The sequence below is a fragment of the Bradyrhizobium sp. CSS354 genome (genome assembly GCF_029051725.1).
GTDB lineage: Bacteria > Pseudomonadota > Alphaproteobacteria > Rhizobiales > Xanthobacteraceae > Bradyrhizobium.
This window is the reverse complement of sequence record NZ_JAACFU010000005.1, coordinates 200,206-215,996: the sequence shown is the minus strand read 5'-3', so window position 1 is coordinate 215,996 and position 15,791 is coordinate 200,206. Positions and strand designations below refer to the sequence as shown.

Annotated in this window: 11 protein-coding genes; all 11 read left to right on the top strand. The window is 61.5% G+C overall.

What is annotated here, in order from left to right; all coding sequences use genetic code 11:
- Positions 1-41 precede the first annotated feature (41 nt).
- Entirely contained in the window at positions 42-2,906 is a 2,865-nt protein-coding gene (locus tag GWG67_RS13920; RefSeq protein WP_275169896.1) for a hypothetical protein, read from the top strand.
- A gap of 93 nt (positions 2,907-2,999) precedes the next feature.
- Entirely contained in the window at positions 3,000-4,367 is a 1,368-nt protein-coding gene (locus tag GWG67_RS13915; protein ID WP_275169895.1) for a CBS domain-containing protein, read from the top strand.
- Between the two features lie 10 nt (positions 4,368-4,377).
- The gene (locus GWG67_RS13910; RefSeq protein WP_275169894.1) at positions 4,378-5,235 is read left to right on the top strand and encodes a bifunctional 2-polyprenyl-6-hydroxyphenol methylase/3-demethylubiquinol 3-O-methyltransferase UbiG; all 858 of its coding nucleotides are present in this window, start codon (positions 4,378-4,380) and stop codon (positions 5,233-5,235) included.
- Complete coding sequence (locus GWG67_RS13905; RefSeq protein ID WP_275169893.1) at positions 5,232-7,157, top strand: N-acetylneuraminate synthase family protein; 1,926 nt, start codon at positions 5,232-5,234, stop codon at positions 7,155-7,157. Before GWG67_RS13910 ends, GWG67_RS13905 begins: the two co-directional genes overlap by 4 nt.
- Positions 7,157-7,846 carry an acylneuraminate cytidylyltransferase family protein gene (locus GWG67_RS13900; RefSeq protein WP_275169892.1) on the top strand — a complete coding sequence of 230 codons (690 nt, stop codon included), beginning with the start codon at positions 7,157-7,159 and terminating at the stop codon, positions 7,844-7,846. The genes GWG67_RS13905 and GWG67_RS13900 overlap by 1 nt, the downstream gene beginning before the upstream one ends.
- The gene (locus tag GWG67_RS13895) at positions 7,839-8,603 is read left to right on the top strand and encodes an SDR family oxidoreductase (protein ID WP_275169891.1); all 765 of its coding nucleotides are present in this window, start codon (positions 7,839-7,841) and stop codon (positions 8,601-8,603) included. The genes GWG67_RS13900 and GWG67_RS13895 overlap by 8 nt, the downstream gene beginning before the upstream one ends.
- Positions 8,600-9,448, top strand: coding sequence for a sugar phosphate isomerase/epimerase (locus tag GWG67_RS13890; protein ID WP_275169890.1), 849 nt, complete (start codon positions 8,600-8,602; stop codon positions 9,446-9,448). Before GWG67_RS13895 ends, GWG67_RS13890 begins: the two co-directional genes overlap by 4 nt.
- Entirely contained in the window at positions 9,445-10,206 is a 762-nt protein-coding gene (locus GWG67_RS13885; protein WP_275169889.1) for an SDR family NAD(P)-dependent oxidoreductase, read from the top strand. Before GWG67_RS13890 ends, GWG67_RS13885 begins: the two co-directional genes overlap by 4 nt.
- A gap of 13 nt (positions 10,207-10,219) precedes the next feature.
- A complete protein-coding gene (locus tag GWG67_RS13880; protein WP_275169888.1) occupies positions 10,220-11,059 on the top strand; it encodes an SDR family oxidoreductase in 840 nt (279 codons plus the stop codon).
- An 85-nt stretch (positions 11,060-11,144) separates the two neighbouring features.
- A complete protein-coding gene (locus GWG67_RS13875; protein ID WP_275169887.1) occupies positions 11,145-12,821 on the top strand; it encodes a hypothetical protein in 1,677 nt (558 codons plus the stop codon).
- Between the two features lie 328 nt (positions 12,822-13,149).
- A complete protein-coding gene (locus tag GWG67_RS13870) occupies positions 13,150-15,783 on the top strand; it encodes a hypothetical protein (RefSeq protein ID WP_275169886.1) in 2,634 nt (877 codons plus the stop codon).
- Positions 15,784-15,791: the final 8 nt, after the last annotated feature.

The window sequence follows — 15,791 nt, the reverse complement described above, 5'->3', positions numbered from 1 at the left end:
TACCCTCTCACCTTGCCGCTTGAGGCTTTCGGTACGATTACATGAAATCAGTCATGCATGAGCATCGCCACGAGGCAGTGCGGCAGCGATCAGGCGCCTGGCTCGACGACGTGGCGCCGCTGCTGTCGAGCGCAGCTCTGACGTTGCTCGGCATTCTGTTCGAAATCGCGCTTGCCAAGCAGTTGGGCATTGAACCCCGGCTGCGAACCATGCTGGTCTTCATCTCGGGCATTTCGGTCCTGCCGATATGTACCGTGACGTTGCAGCACTGGCTCGACCGTCGTTCGCCCGAGGCAGGTCGTCTCCTGGAGGCGACAAATGTCTGGTGCGCTGTCGCAGCCCTAGTGAGCCTCGCGCTCGTCGCCACCACAGCCTGGGCCAGCAAGGACGGCTCCGAATTCTGGCGCAAAGGCGCGCTGCACGTGGCCGAGGTCTCGGCAATCGGGTATATCCTGCTGATCGCCTGGCTGCGCTCCGCGTGCCGAAAGGAAGGGTTCCTTGATCAGGCGGTCACAGTCATCAAGCGGCGAAGTTCAAGGTCCACGCAAACGATCGCTCTCGCGTTCGCCTTGGCAGCCGCCGTCATCGCCCTTTTCAGGATCGAGCCGGGATATAGATACTTCAACCCGGTCTTCGGCTTCGTTTTTCGCACCGTCCCCGGAGGATTTCCGGAACGGTCAAACCTCGTGCTCGCAACACTGACGGCGATGCTGTTCGTTTTGGTGGGCGCCGGCCTCCTGATCTTCGAACGGTGGCTTGTAAGGAACCGCCCCGCGCACCTACGGTCGTTTCAGCGAGCGGCACTCGCTTTCGCCCTCGTCGCCGGCACCGTCCTGACTTTCGATTTTTCGCTCGCCGCCGACCCGTTTCACTACATGACGGTGGTTGGCCCCGCCTTGCACCTCCTGCACGGCGGCACGCTGATGGTCGACACCTTTTCTCAGTACGGACCCGGCCCCGTCCTGGTTGCCTACCTTGCGTTCCAGCTTGGGCCACCATCCTTCGCCGTCGCCAACATCGCCATCCAGCTCTGCAACCTGATCTTCTACACTCTCTTCATCGTCGCGCTGTGGCAGTCCAGCCGGTCTCGGATGAGCGCGGTCTGGTTTGGCCTAGTGTTCATCCTGTTCTGGCTATCCGATTGGAACTACGGCCAAGGCAACGTGAATGCCGCACCTTCCGTGCTGGGAGCGCGGTATCTTCCCATTTTGCTCATGGCCGTTGCGCTTGGCGCGCGACAGGGCGTCCGGCACTCGGCGTTCGTCTTCCTGGCCGGATTTCTCTCCAGCCTGTGGAGCATCGAGGCCTTTGTTGGAGCAGTTGCTCTTTATGTCGGCTCCCTGGCCTTGCTCAACCTCCGCGATCGAAGTTATGGCAGGTTGGCAAAGGATCTCACCATCGCGTCGCTGCCAATGATTTCGGGGCTCTCCGCACTGTCCATCGGTACGCTTTTGGTGGCCGGGAGTTGGCCCGCCTTCGATATCTACTTCAGCTTTCTCTCCAGCTACAACCCGCTTGCACAGTTCTGGTCCATACCGTTCGACGCGAGATTCTGGGGCTGGATTCCGATGTTGGGTGCGGTTGCAATAGCGGTCGCTGGCTGCTGGCTGCTGGTGATCGACAACAAGCGCATCTCGCTGCAGGCTGCGAGTGACACTTGGCTGCGCCACGCATTGCCAGCAGCTATATTGACTGCCATCACCGGGGCCTATTTTGCCGGCCGGTCGGTCGACTTCACCGTGCTCATCGCGCTGTTGCCGTTCGCACTTTTGTTCTTGCCCGCCGCCCTCTGGCTGGCTGATCTTGCGCTCAGCGGGGATCGAGTGGCGATCAAGTTGACCGTGGTGCCTGTTGTCGCGTTGTTCTGGGTCTCGGTCTTCTCCTGCCTCTACCTGTTTCGTGCCGATTCGCCCTATTCTCTGCTGCTGCAGGAATGCAGGGATTACGATCGTTGTACGCCCGCTGCTTTGACCCGGAAACTGTCCGACAGAGTAGCCAACGAGCTCGCGCTTCGCTCCCAAACCGGCCTTTGGTCTCTAGACGATTTCGATCGCATCGTCGTCGCGGACGCGAAGAACTTCATTGACCGGTTTTCTGGAAGTTCAACAAAGGTTACGGTGCTGCTCGGCGAAAGCGCCGACGGTCAGGAGATGCTCAGCGACATTGCGATGATGTACGCTGGCAAGTGGCACACTTGGCCGCGATCGTTCACCTTTTCCGATGAACTCGTTCCGGCACTCGCCACACGCATCCTGGCCAGTCGGGTGGCTCTCAAAACCGGTGATCTAATTGTCATGCGCCGCAACGATGCAGGTTTGGGACCACTCGAAAAGGCTATCCTGGACCGGATCCGAGCAAGCGGCTCGCTCTGCCATCCGCTCGGACGGACACGAGAGCTTGTTGCCTACCAGTTCCAACAGGCTGGCGACCCGCAATCGTCGGATCCGTGCATCGAACAGGACATGGCCGATGATTTCGCGAACCGGTCGACGGAGGCTCTGCAAGATATTGCATCACTGATCAGCGGTCTTCGAACGGTGGGCCATGCCCTCCCGGACGGTCCCGTGAATTTTTCCGCCCTGGGCCGCACAGGCGCAGAAATTCCTCAAGGTCTGGTGAGGGGGCGGCGACTGGTCTCCTTCTCGGGCATCATGGTACTGGCGAAGTCGGGTCCGCGGCTGACCATAGATCTCCATGACCTGCCTAGAGCCGCGTGCCGGCAGCTCTTGCCGCCTATCAGCAGCCTCGCGGGTGTGGAACGAATGGCCGTAACCGGAGCGCTGGCTGACGAACAGAGCGTACCGATCTCGGAAACTCAATCCGAGCGGTTGTGTGCCCACGACACCGGATTTGTTCGGATCATCGTCGATCTCGGAAGTCGATCGAGATCCACGCAGGGAGGATAAAAGCCATCCTTGCATCGCCCCTTTGGCTACCGTATTACCGGGCTCATCTGCCCCTTCAAGGCCGGGGAACGGGCCTTTTCTGGACCCGAAATCGTGCTCGAGCGGACCCTTGTTACTATCGCAGAAACCGAGACGATTGAGGAGGCCTTTCGCCGCCTCAATGCCAACATGCTCGGGATCCTGTTTGCACAGGACGTTGGCGGGCGGATCGTCGGCACGGTGACCGACGGCGACATTCGCAGGCGGATGCTGACGGGCATCACGATCCACGACCAGGTCGCAACCTGCATCAATCGCAACTTCGTCTCGGCGCGGAGCGGCGGGCCGCGCGAGCAGATCCTCAAGCTGCTCGACCAGCGTGTGCACGTCGTACCGATTCTCGACGGTGAGGGACGGCTGGTCGACGTATTCAGCCGCGAGTTGTTCAACCTCTCGGAAGAGAGCGAGGTGTTTGCGCGTGCCCGCTCGCCGGTGCGTATCAGCTTCTCCGGCGGCGGCACTGATCTGACGCATTATTTCATGGCGAATGACGGCGGGTCGGTGATCAACGCGACGATCAAGATGTATGCCCATGCGACGTTGCGGCGCCGGAGCGATGTCCGGGTCCGGATCTATTCGCACGATTTTCGACGCACGATCGAGGCACACGATCTTTCCGAGCTCGGCACCGACGGCGATCTCGCACTGATCAAGTCGGTGGTGCGCCTCATCAAGCCGACTTACGGATTCGATCTCGAAGTCTCCGCGGACTTTCCGGTCGGGTCCGGCCTGGGCGGCTCGGCGGTCGTCTCGTCTGCCATCATCGGCTGCTTCAACGAATTCCGCTCAGATCAGTGGGATCGCCACGAGATTGCGGAGATGGCGTTCCAGGCCGAGCGGCTGATGCTCAACATTCCCGGCGGCTGGCAGGACCAATACGCCACCGTGTTCGGCGGCTTTAACCACATGGAATTCTCCTCCGACCAGAACATCATCGTACCACTGCGGCTCGACGCCAATATCATCGCCGAGCTCGAGGAAAGCCTGGTGCTCTGCTACACTGGTTCGGGTCATGACTCCGGCGCGATCCATCGCGATCAGAAGGCCCAGCACGAGACGATCGACGCCGCGGCGGCCGCCGCCAAGCAGAAGGAAGTGACGCGCGAGATCCGTAGGCATCTCCTGCGCGGCCGGCTGCTGCAATGTGGGCGCCTCATCGATGAAGCATGGCACGCCAAGCGCAAGCTCAGCTCGAAGATCTCATCGAGCGAGCTTGACGCTATTTACGATTTCGCAAAGTCGCACGGTGCGGTCGGCGGAAAGCTGCTCGGCGCCGGCGGCGGCGGCTATTTCATGTTCTTTGTGCGCCCGTTCGAGCGCTACCCGTTGATCTCGGCGCTGGAACAGCGAGGGCATGTCTGCTCGCGCATCATGTTCGAAGAGAACGGTCTTCGAACCTGGAAGTCGCGTTTCATTAACTGACTTGAGGCTGATGATGCTGAGCAGCGATGGAGCTTCGTTGGTAACTGCGGTTTCCGAAGGTCACGCCGGAACTATCTCTCGTGACGTTTGCCCGCTCTGCGGTTCGAAAGCACGATCTCCATTTCGCGCCGTCGAGCGCGGCGGATCGACCTATCACCTCGAACAATGCTCCGATTGTGGATTCGTGTACACCTCGACCGCACGTTTCGATACGGCGGATCACGGGGATCTGGCAAAACTCTATTGGCGTTTCCGCAACCGTCATCATCAGATCAGACGGTTGATCCACCTGCACTTGAAGCCGGGATCCCAGATTGTCGAGATCGGCTGCGGGCGGGGAGAACTCGGCTACCTCATGAAGGACGATCCTTACAGGTATACTGGCTACGAGCCCGCCAGCGGCCTGTCCCGTTTCGGTCAGCAGCACGGCGTGCATATCGTCCACGATTTCTTCAAACTGGAGACAGCGCCGCCCGCCGACGCCATCGTCATCGACAACGTCCTCGAACATGTGCTCGATCCCCAGCAGTTGCTTGCGGACGCGGTTAAGACGCTGAACGGCGGGGGGCTGGCCGTCGTGATTGTCCCCAATCGCAACGATCTGCGGCAGATGGTGCCGAGTTGGCGCGATGCAAGACACTGGATTCCGCCCGACCACATTAATTACTTCTCCATGAGCGACGTCAGGAGGATGTTCGCCTATTGTGGCTTGCAAGCCACGCCGTTCGGATTCCACGCGTTGACCGCGCGTGACTATCGATATTTTGCGCGCGCGGTGCTCGAAACCGCAAAAATCTCGCTGCTCGGACACAATGTCTACGCCGTGAAGCCCAAACCATCGGAAACAGGAGCCATGCAGGCGCGATGAATAGTGCCGTGATTCGGAATCCGCTGACCGCAAAGATCGGAAGCCGCTCTGTCGGAGACGGCGCGCCTTGCTACGTCATCGCCGAGATCGGCAACAACCACAATGGCGACTTCGATCGCGCCATTGCGCTGGTCGATGCCGCGGTCGCGGCCGGTGCCGATTGCGCCAAATTCCAGATGCGCAAGCTCGACGAGGTCTATCGCGCTTCGAGCCTGTCCGGGAAGGACGACGACCTCGCCGTCGAATATACGCTCGATCTACTGCGCCGCTTCGAACTCCCGACCGAGCAGCAGAAGAAGATCGCCGAGTACTGCGCGGCAAAGGGTATCCAGTATCTCTGCACGCCGTGGGACGCGAAGAGCGTCGCCGTGCTCGAAGGGTTCGGCGTCAAGGCCTACAAAGTCGCTTCCGCCGATCTCACCAATCTGCCGCTGCTCGCGTGCCTTGCCGCCACCGGCAAGACGCTGATCGTCTCGACCGGCATGAGCACGACGGACGAAATCAAGACCGCGGCGAAATTCCTCGACGACCGCGATGCGAGCTACGTGCTGCTGCACTGCCAGAGCACGTATCCGGCCGCGCTCCACAACATCCATCTGCGTTTCATGGAAACGCTGCGCGAGATCCATCCGATCGTCGGCTATTCGGGCCACGAGCGCGGCGTTGCCGTTTCGACGGCCGCCGTGGCGCTTGGCGCCGTCGTCATCGAACGCCACATCACGCTCGACCGCGGGATGGAAGGTCCGGACCACGCCGCGAGCCTGGAGCCGGAAGAATTCAAGACGCTGGTCTCGGGCATCCGCGAGGTGGAGGCGGCGCGCGGCGAGAAACTGGCAGAGCGCGCGCTGAGCCAGGGTGAGCTGATCAACCGTGAAAACCTTGCCAAGAGCCTGGTGGCCGCGCGCGACCTCCCGGCAGGCACCGTGATCTCCGACAGCGACATCGCCGTGAAGAGTCCGGGTCAAGGGCTGTCGCCGCTGAAGATGCCGGCCCTGCTCGGCCGCAAGCTGACGCGGACGATGGCGGCCGACGACTATTTCTTCCAGAGCGACCTCGATGAAGGCATCGCAAAAGCGCGGCGCTACCGCTTCGACCGGCCCTGGGGCGTGCCGGTGCGCTATCACGATACCGAGCGCTTCCTGGAGATCTGCGAGCCAGATATCATCGAGTTCCATCTCAGCTACAGCGACATGGAGCGCAATCCCGCGACGTATCTTTCCGGCACCTATGATCTCGGCTTCGTCGTGCATGCGCCGGAGCTGTTTGCCGGTTCGAAGCTGATGGACCTCGCAACTCCCGACGAGTCGCTGCGGCGATATTCGCTGGAGCAGACCCAGACCGTGATCGACATCACCCGCGGCCTGAAGAAATTCTTTCCCAAGACGAAGCGCCCGCCCATCGTCGCCAATATCGGCGGTTTCACCATGGACGAGCCATTGCCGCCGGAGGCGAAGGCCGAGCGCTACCGCATCTTCGCCCAGAGCCTGAAGGAGCTCGACATGGACGGCGTCGAGCTGACGCCGCAGACCATGGCGCCGTTCCCATGGCATTTCGGCGGCCAGCGCCACCAGAACATCTTTATCTTCCCAGAGGAATCCGCCGCGTTTTGCGCCAAGCATGATCTGCGGATGTGCGTCGACATCTCCCACACCAAGCTCGCGGCCAATCATTTCGGCTTCGACTTCGCACAAGGCTTGGCGCAGCTCGGGCCGCACACCGCGCATCTGCATTTCGGGGACGCCAAGGGGCTCGACGGCGAAGGGCTCCAGGTCGGCGAAGGCGAGATCGATTTCGACGAGATCGGACGGGTGCTGCGCAAGCATGCGCCGACCGCGTCCTTCATTCCCGAAATCTGGCAGGGCCACAAGAACATGGGTGAAGGCTTCTGGGTCGCGCTCGAGCGTCTCGAGGGGCATATCTGATGGCGCGCAAGACGCTGGCCGTGATCGCCGCGCGCGGCGGCTCCAAGGGTATTCCGCACAAGAACCTGCTCGATCTCTGCGGTAAGCCGCTGATCGCGTGGACGGTCGAGCAGGCACGCGCGGCGCGCGGCGTCGACGTCGTAGCAGTGTCCTCCGACAGCGAAAGTATCCTCGCCGCGGCGGAAGCCGCCGGCGCCATCGGCGTGCGACGTCCCGCAGATATTTCGGGTGACCTCGCCTCCTCCGAGTCCGCCTGGTTGCACGCACTCAATGCGACCGACGAGCGGATGGGACGGTTCGAGCGGATCGTCGCGCTCCAGGCGACGTCGCCGATCCGTGAGTCCAGCGACATCGAGGACGCGCTCGCGACCTTCGATCGCGACCATCTCGACAGCCTGCTCTCGGTTTGCGAGGTCGAGGATTATTTCAACTGGCGTATCGGCGCGAGCGGGCCGGAGCCGATCAACTACGACTACCACAATCGGCGCATGCGGCAGCAGATCGAGAAGCGCTACCTGGAGAACGGCTCGTTCTACGTCCTGATCCCATCGCTCCTGCGCGAGCAGAACAATCGTCTCGGCGGCAAGATTGGCTTTCACGTGATGGATCGTCACAAGATGTTCCAGATCGATCGTCCCGAGGACGTCAAGCTTTGCGCCGCCATCATGCATAGTTACGGCTATGCCTGACCTCAGCCCCTTCTCTCTCGCCGGCAAGATCGCGGTCGTCACCGGCGCCTCCCGCGGCATTGGCGCTGCGATCGCGACCGGCCTGCAGGATGCGGGCGCTACGGTGTTCGGCCTCAGCCGTTCCGGGACCGCACCACAGGGCGTGAGCGCGATTGCCTGCGATCTCTCCGATGACGAGGCCATCGAGAGCGCATTCCGCATCGTGGCCGCTCAAGGCGGACGCATCGACGCGCTGGTCAACGCCGCCGGCATCAGCCTGCCGGCCCAAAGCGCCGAGGGCGAGCTCGCGCGCTTCCGTGCCACGGTCGCAACCGACCTCACCGGCGTCTACGCCACCATCCTTGCCGCCCATTCACTTTTGAAGAACGCGGGCTCTGCTGCAATCATCAACGTCACCAGCATCAATTCGGTCCGCGGCTTTCCCGGAAATCCCGGCTACGTGGCGGCGAAGGCTGGTCTTGCCGGACTGACGCGTGCGCTCGCCGCCGACTATGCGCCCGACGGCATCCGCGTCAACGCGCTCGCGCCCGGCTATGTCGCGACCGAGATGACCGCGAAGAGTTTTGTCGATCCCGACATGCACGAGGCGCGGCGTCGCCACACGATGCTCGGCCGTTGGGGACAGCCCGCCGACATGGTGGGAGCCGCCGTCTTCCTGGCGTCGGAAGCCTCCGCCTATGTGACTGGACAGGAACTCTTCATCGACGGCGGTTGGACCACAAAGGGCCTCGCCATCAACTCGGACAAGCAACCGTGACCGCAACGCTCGAACGCATCGGCTTCATGCAAGGCAGGCTTTCGGCTCTCGTCGACGGCAAGATCCAGGCATTCCCCTGGGACGAGTGGCGCGAGGAATTCTCGCGTGCGAAGGAGCTCGGCCTGACGCGGATGGAATGGACCATCGATCAGGAACGGCTGCGCGAGAACCCGCTGACGACCGAGCCGGGCCAACAGGACATTCTGGCGCTGTCACGCGAGAACGGCGTGCGGATTCCGAGCCTGACCGGCGACTGCTTCATGCAGGCGCCGTTCTGGAAGGTCGATGCCGTCGTGCGCGACGCGCTCGTCGCCGACCTCGATCTGCTGATCGCCTCCTGTAGCCGCATCGGCATCGAATTCATCGTGATCCCGCTGGTCGACAACGGCAAGATCGAGCGCGAGAGCGATAGCGATACGTTGAAGCGCGTGCTGCTCGCTCGCTCCGAGCAGCTTGCAAGACGGAACGTCAAAATCATCTTCGAATCCGATCTGCCGCCGCGCGAGCTCGCCCGATTCATGAAGGCATATCCAGCCGAGGTCTTCGGCATCAACTACGACAGCGGCAACAGCGCCTCGCTCGGTTATGACAGCGACGAGGAGATCGGCGCCTACGCGCCGCGCATCCTTAATGTGCACGTGAAAGACCGCGTCCGCGGCGGCACGACCGTGCCGCTCGGCGCCGGCAACGCAGACCTTGCCAAGACGATCCGGCTGATCGAGCGATCCGGCTACAAGGGTCAATACATCCTGCAAACCGCGCGTGCCGCCGACGGCGACCACGCCGGCGCGTTGGCGAAATACCGCGACATGACGGTTCGCTGGATCGAGGACGCGGCGCGATGAAGCTCGAGCTGGACGATCGCGTCGCACTCGTCACCGGCGCCAGTCGCGGGATCGGGCTTGCAATCGCGACAACGCTCGCGGCAGAAGGCGTCAAGGTGGCAGTTGCGGCGCGCGGCGCCGATGCGCTGAACACCGCGCGCCCGACGGTCGGCGGACGGAGCTCGATTCACATCGCGGACGTCACCGATCCCGCCGCCGCGGCGAACCTTGTTCAGGATGTCGAAAAGCAGTGGGGCCGGCTCGACATCCTCGTCTGCAATGTCGGCAGCGGTGCGTCCGTGCCCCCGGGGCAGGAAACTGCGGCGGAGTGGTCGCGGGTGATGGGCCTCAATCTGTTCGCCACCACCAACATGATCGAGGCCGCCAGACCGCTAATGGCCCGTGGCAGCGGCGACCGCGCGATCGTCTGCATCTCCTCGATCGCTGGCATGGCCGCACTCGGCGCGCCGGTCACCTACTACGCCGCCAAAGCGGCGCTGAATGCGACCGTGCGCGGTCTGGCGCGGCCGCTGGCGCTGGAAGGCATCCGCATCAATGCAGTCGCGCCCGGAAACATCTCGAGCCCGGACGGTACCTGGGCGCGCAAGATCGCCGAAAACAAGCAGGCGGTCGACGACATGCTCCAGCGCGAGGTGGCGCTACGCCGGCTCGGCACTCCCGAGGAGATCGCTGACGTCGTCGCCTTCCTTGCTTCGCCCCGCGCCGCCTTTATCACCGGCAGCGTGATAGTGGCCGACGGCGGCCAGCTCAGAAGCTGAACAGGAGCCTTTGATGGCAAACCCCTCCTCCCGCTACGACCTGACCGGACGGACCGCGCTCGTGACCGGCGCCGGCGGCCTGTTGGGCAAGCAGCATGTTGCAGCGCTCAGCGAAGCCGGCGCGCGCGTGGTCGTCACCGATGTCGGCTTGACGCAGGCCGAAGCCGCCGTCGCGGCGCTGAAGCAGATCGCCGCTTCAGCCGATCTGATCGCGCTTGCCATCGACGTCACCTCGCTCGACTCTGTGCGTGCCGCGAACGAGCAACTCGCAGGCCGCGGCATCACCGTCGATATCCTCGTCAACAACGCCGCCATCGACCCGAAAGTGACGTCGAGTCCGGGCGTCATGCACTCCTCGCGCTTCGAGGCGTTCCCGGTGCCGCAATGGCAGACCGAGATCGCCGTAGGCCTGACCGGCGCGATGCTGTGCGCGCAGGTGTTCGGCGGCGACATGGCCAAAAACGGGCGCGGCGTGATCCTCAACATCGCCTCCGATCTCGGCGTGATCGCGCCGGATCAGCGGCTCTATCGTCAGCCGCAAGTGACGCGCGAAGAAGAACAGCCGGTGAAACCCGTGACCTACTCGGTGATCAAGCACGGTTTGATCGGGCTGACGAAATATCTGGCGACCTACTGGGCCGATCACGGCGTGCGCGTCAACGCGATCTCGCCGGGCGGTGTTTTCAACAACCAGGACCCCGCCTTCGTCGATCGACTGACACGCTTGATCCCCATGGGGCGTATGGCCGAGGTCGACGAATACCGCTCCGCCGTGCAGTTCCTCTGCTCGGATGCATCGAGCTACATGACCGGTCAGAACTTGGTCATAGACGGTGGCAGAAGCGTATGGTGATGGGTCTGATGGATCCCATGAACGCGCAATGCGACCTTCGCCTGCTCGAGTCGGCGAGTGACCGGAACATGTCGCGGAGCGCCGGTTGACCGATACATCATCCCATCTCGATCCACGCCTCGTCGAGCAAAAGCCTGTCGTGCCCGGATGGGATGCCATTCTGCTTCTCTGTGCCCTCGCGATCGCGCATGCGCCGATCTTCTTCAACGATGGGCTGATTGCAGATGACTGGTTGATTTTCGGGATAAAGCCGGGGTACCCGGCACAGACCGATTTCCTGCTGCACGGCGCCGGTCATCCGATCCTGTACATCTACTGCGCTCTCGCGAATCTCACCAATCACCCCATCGCCTTTATGAAAGCGATGGCGATCACGGGCATTGCCGTCGGCGCAATCAATTTCAGGATTTTTCTGGGCCGCCTCCGAGTTTTCTCGGATTACGAGGCGCAGTTTCTGACCTATCTGGTGTGGACCTATGCTGGCTTCCAAGTCTGGACCGCCAAGGTGCTCGCGACCTATATTTTCAGCTTCGCGCTGCTTTGCCTGGGCCTCAATCTGTTTGCCGCGATCACCACGTCGAAGAATCCGCAGCGCTGGTGGCGGCCGTTCAGCCTTGTCGCCCTGCTTTGCAGCTTCTCCGTCAATTCGATGATGGTGGCCTATTTCATCGGCTTGCTTGCGGTGCTTTTGGCGCGGCCGATCGCGGATCGCGACCGCCTGTCCTCGCTTCTTTCGCTTAGCCGTTGGGCGGACTTTTTTGCGCTGCCCTTCGTTTACTGGTTCTCGACCAAATTGCTCTTTCCCAGATCGGAGCTATACAGCGAATATTACCGCGCACGCATTCCCGACCTCAGTACGGCTCTAGCCGGGCTTGGCCAATTCGCCAGGGAGGGTGCGTATACGCCCTTGGCGCAAGCAGCGAGGCTGATGGGTGAGAACCGTCGGGTCTTCGTTTTTGCCGCGCTCGTAGGCTTCGTATTCGTCGCTCTCTCGTCCCTGTCGGAGCGCACCCGGCTGCCCCGGCAGGACGGTCTGATTTCGCTCGCTTGGCCCATGGTCGCGGGTCTTGCGACCTTCGCTGTGCTCATGCTGCCTTATGTCAGCATCGCTGCCGCTCCGACCGGCCACTTTTACGAGTCCCGCCATCTCTTGTTGTTCGGAATTCCGCTAGGCCTGCTGACGATCTCGGCGCTTCGTATCTTGCGTTCGAGCCCCAGAGCCGCGCCGCTTGCGCTCATGGCCGCGGTCTTCGCTCTCACGGTGAACCTATCTTCGCTCTGGGGCAGCTACTTCCATCAGCAGGCGAGGTCGCTACGCCAAAACGCGCTGATTTACGGACTGCAGCGCGCCGATCACGAGCCGCCAGCGGCCGTGTTCGCCCTGACAGACCACTTCCTGGAGCGTTCCGCGCAGACCGGGTTCGGCGTAAGCGAAGTGACAGGCATTCTGCACGCGGCATGGGATGACAGACCGCTGCTGGGATTCGTGCGCCGCAACGAGTCGCCGACAATCCTTCGCGACATGGACAAGTTGAGCCGAACGCCGGGCAGCGCGTTCTCGAACGTCGCCGCATGGGGCCCACAAGCAAACATCGAATTCGTCGCCAAGGAACCAATATTGACCAACTATCAGTTGTCCATGCAATATTATCGCTGTGTGGTTCTGTTCTGCGACGCGGGAAAATTGACTAACACGCTCGCCGAGACCCGCCTCGAGGTCGGCCCCATCCCTGGCGTCCTGGGGCCAAAACCGGACCAGTGACAACAGCTCGTTTCATTCAACATGGTCCTCAACCGACTGAGTAAGATCTGGTGAGAAGTTTGGGCCACATGGTCAACGCGGCTGCTTCAAATTCGCGATTACCCGCTCTTTGTGCACTCAGGCGGCGCCGATCAGACACAAGGAGCATTTTGCGACAGTTCTTCCGAAATAGCCGGTTTATCGAATCCGCCCGAGCCCTCTTCGAAACAATAGTCGTCGACGTGACGAGGGTCGAATCTGTCCAACAGGGTTCGATCGTTCGCACCGACCTGACCGTCTCATTGCACACGGATTTTACGATGAATTGTGGCACGTTCGGGTTTCGTTGATGGGCCTTTTGCTCGCGGTGTCGCTGGAAAGCTCTGACATGTGGCTGCAAACGATTGGCTTGACGCTGCTCTTCTTCGTCATTTCGACGGGCTTTGGGCTGTTCATCCTGGTATTGGCATCGCCCAGGCTGATCGAGGCGTCAGGCCTGAGCCGCCTCGAATTGCTGATCTTTGGGTTTACGATTGGAGCGCCCGGATCAGGAACCTTTCTTCAACTGCTCTGCCTCGTTCAGCGCGATCTGAAGATCGATCTCGCGGTGCTGTCGCTGATTTCTCTGATTGGCCTTTTCACGACAAGAAGCCTGTGGCGCGTGCGCCGGCAAGACCTGCGCGAGATTGCGATCTGGATTGCCATCGTCATCCCGCTTGCGACCATGACTTGGTGGAGCTCGTTTGGCGCCTTCTCGAGTTTCCCGTTCACCGACATCGGCGCCGATGCCCATTGGATGAAGATCGCACAGGAATTTGCCGATACTGGCGTTCTCAATCCCTACGCCGGCCAGACCTATTCGGACTTACGCGCCGCAGTCGCGGGCCTGCTGTCGGGAACACTGGGCCTGGACCTGCTACAGTTCCACTGGGCTTACCGCTATATCTCAATTCTCTGTCTGGGACTGTTCTTCTACGCCGCCGCCAGCAGGCTATTCCCCGACTCGGGCCGCAAATGGTTCTTCGTGCTCTTTGCGGTGAGCACAAATACGCTCGGTATCCTGACCAATGGCAGCCTTGCAATAGCCAGCAGCTTCGTCTTCTTGGCGATGCTCGTGGGGGTTGCCCCGATCGCGGCCTCCGGTCAAACTCTGCTTCCGTCCACCATCGTGCCCGCCGCAACCGCACTGGCTGCAGTGGTCATCGCCTTTTTGCTCAACAACAATTCGCTGCTATTGGCGGTCCTGCCTGCAGTGCTACTCACGCTGAATGCGGTCGGTCGCTCGAGCAGCCGCGGCGGAGGAACCGCGGCCAGTCTCCTCATCACAAGTGCTTGGCCGATCGCGTTGATATTCGTTCACCGCAGCGCGTATCTCTTCGTCGCCATTGTGATCGCGAGCTGGCTCTTCTATGTTGCGGTATTGAGCGCCGCGTCGCGGCCCGAGCCGCGGCTGTTGAAGTCCCTGTGGGTGGCCGGCCTGCTGCTCCCCTCAATATGTGTTCTCGGCCTGCTCTATATTGCGGCGGCCCGCGCCGGCTACGCGCCGAAAGTCAGCGCCAACGGCCTGTTCTCCCACCTCACACAGTTTCTTCTAGGCAGGGGCTTGAACGAGGGCGATGAGATCATGCTCGGCGCCGGACCGGAGGTCGCCGCGATCGAGATCAGCCGCGCAATAGGTCCGGCGTTCCCGATCCTGATCGGTAGTTTGTACCTGTGGTGGTGCGCAAAGAATCCGCCCGCCCGGCTCATTCAGCAGGTAGCCATTCCGGGTCAGAGTGCGGCCATTCTGCGTTTGCTCTGGTCGTGGATCGCCGCGTGCACCTTCAGCCTTGGGGTGCTGTCCGGCTTTCCCTTCCTGTACCGGATCCTCTTCGTAGTACTCGGGCTGTTTACCGTCGCGACTACTGAACTGTTCTGCCAGCTTATTTGGGATCCCGCTCCAGCCCCGGTCGGACGGCTGCGCCGCCTCAGCTTCTTTGCGTTGGCTCTGATTACGGCTCTCACAATTGGTGTTTATGCATTCAGTTGGTGGCCTGACCTGCCATACAGCACCTACCAAACCATGCTCAGGCCGATGCAAATCGGGCTGCTGGCTGTCGCAGCGGTTTGCGCCGGGCTGACATTTTCGGACCGGCGGCGCACACAGATAGTGGGGGCCGCGGTGGTTATCAGCCTCAGCGTTGCAATCGATCGGTCGGCCGTCGCAAATCTTTTCAGGGTCTACAGCTATGGCCGGCCTCCGGTTGGAGCGACCTTTATTTCTCATTATAGCGCCAGCGAGCTCGCGACCGATCGCTGGCTGCATGAAAATCTTCCGAAGTCCATCGTCATAACCGATCCTGTCACCTTGGCGATGGCAAGGGCGGTTGCCGGGGTCCCCGGCTTCTACCTCTTCTCAAACCTGGATACAGTTTACCCGCCCCTGGCCGATAACATCAGGGAAGTGATTTCGGCAATCGTGCGGCCTGAGTCCGACAGCCTTCGAACAGTCCCGAGGGCTTGCGCGATCATTGCACCCATGATGGACAGACTTAATGTTGAAGCGCGCGCTCAGATGGGCGCGGCGAGTTTGACGGAGGGCATGTTAAAGGCCGTGAGGCCAGGTGTGCAACTACCGGTCGTACCGATTCTACCTGACCCGGGCGTAGGAAAGGAAATGGCAGCCCCCCGGATCCGGGAAGAGACGCTCAAAAGAGCGGGAGAAATAGCTGCAGCCCGCGCAGTCCAGGCAGAGGTAATCAACAGCGCGATGGCCGCATTGCAGACGCCGGATGGCACTTGGAATCTGGTTGCCATCATCAATCCCCGGACGATGCAATGGCTTCACCTTGGCCCGGGGGGGCGGCTATCGTACTTTCCGGTGGACCGGCCACTTGACCCTGAACTGCTGGAAAAATTTGGACGGGGCGACTTTCCATTGTTGTATTCGGATGGACAGAACGCCGTCCTCTTGATCCGTTGTACTCAGCCGACGGCCTACTGAGCAACTCG

Coding starts and splice junctions, on each gene's coding strand:
- GWG67_RS13920 (WP_275169896.1), top strand. CDS start 42: ATGAAATCAGTCATGCATGAGCATCGCCACGAGGCAGTGCGGCAGCGA.
- GWG67_RS13910 (WP_275169894.1), top strand. CDS start 4,378: ATGATGCTGAGCAGCGATGGAGCTTCGTTGGTAACTGCGGTTTCCGAA.
- GWG67_RS13905 (WP_275169893.1), top strand. CDS start 5,232: ATGAATAGTGCCGTGATTCGGAATCCGCTGACCGCAAAGATCGGAAGC.
- GWG67_RS13900 (WP_275169892.1), top strand. CDS start 7,157: ATGGCGCGCAAGACGCTGGCCGTGATCGCCGCGCGCGGCGGCTCCAAG.
- GWG67_RS13895 (WP_275169891.1), top strand. CDS start 7,839: ATGCCTGACCTCAGCCCCTTCTCTCTCGCCGGCAAGATCGCGGTCGTC.
- GWG67_RS13885 (WP_275169889.1), top strand. CDS start 9,445: ATGAAGCTCGAGCTGGACGATCGCGTCGCACTCGTCACCGGCGCCAGT.
- GWG67_RS13880 (WP_275169888.1), top strand. CDS start 10,220: ATGGCAAACCCCTCCTCCCGCTACGACCTGACCGGACGGACCGCGCTC.
- GWG67_RS13870 (WP_275169886.1), top strand. CDS start 13,150: ATGGGCCTTTTGCTCGCGGTGTCGCTGGAAAGCTCTGACATGTGGCTG.